Annotated in this window: 1 protein-coding gene; it reads right to left on the reverse strand. The window is 62.6% G+C overall.

What is annotated here, in order from left to right; all coding sequences use genetic code 11:
- The coding region (locus tag IEZ09_RS46015) for a scabin-related ADP-ribosyltransferase (protein WP_189260160.1) at nucleotides 1-595 on the reverse strand (595 nt) is incomplete at its 3' end.
- Between the last annotated feature and the right edge of the window lie 14 nt (nucleotides 596-609).

The raw sequence follows: 609 nt of genomic DNA on the forward strand, positions 1-609 counted from the left end.
CGTCGGGCGACTGCGGCGGTTCGATCTCGGGCCGGAAGTACGGGTTGGGAAAGAACCGGCCGATCTCGCCGTCGGCGGTGATCTCGTGCACTCCCCGGATGAACCTCAGGCTCACACCACCGGCGAAGATGACCTCCTGCTCGTGCTCATACCTCGAGTCATGTGCCAGCATCGTGTCGTTGACGACGATCCCACCCGGAGCCTCGATCCACCAACGGAACCTTCCGTTGTACGCACCCTCGGTCAAAGGATTGCGATGCAACTGGGCATCCCTGGTCAACGACACGTAGGCCGAAGGCGAATCGGCCACAGTCCTGGTCATCAGGTCATAGTTGTACGGATCAAGCGGACGGAAACCACCCTCGCGGTAGACCCTCCCCTCCGGGCCACTGTAAGCGAACCGGTACAACGGCTCACTCGACGTTCGCCACGCAGGATCCCACTGCTCGATCCGGTCTACCGGAACCGGAACCAACGCGACAGCCTCCAACTCGTGCCGGACCACCCCCGGCGAGGAGGTCATCACCAAATCAGCCTGATCGATCCGAGGGGAACTCATCAGGCCGGGCAGTGGAGACGGAGCATGCTCGGTCACAGCGGTGTCATCGG

Origin of the sequence: Lentzea flava, from assembly GCF_014648475.1 — a bacterium.
Taxonomy (GTDB): Bacteria; Actinomycetota; Actinomycetes; order Mycobacteriales; family Pseudonocardiaceae; genus Lentzea; species Lentzea flava.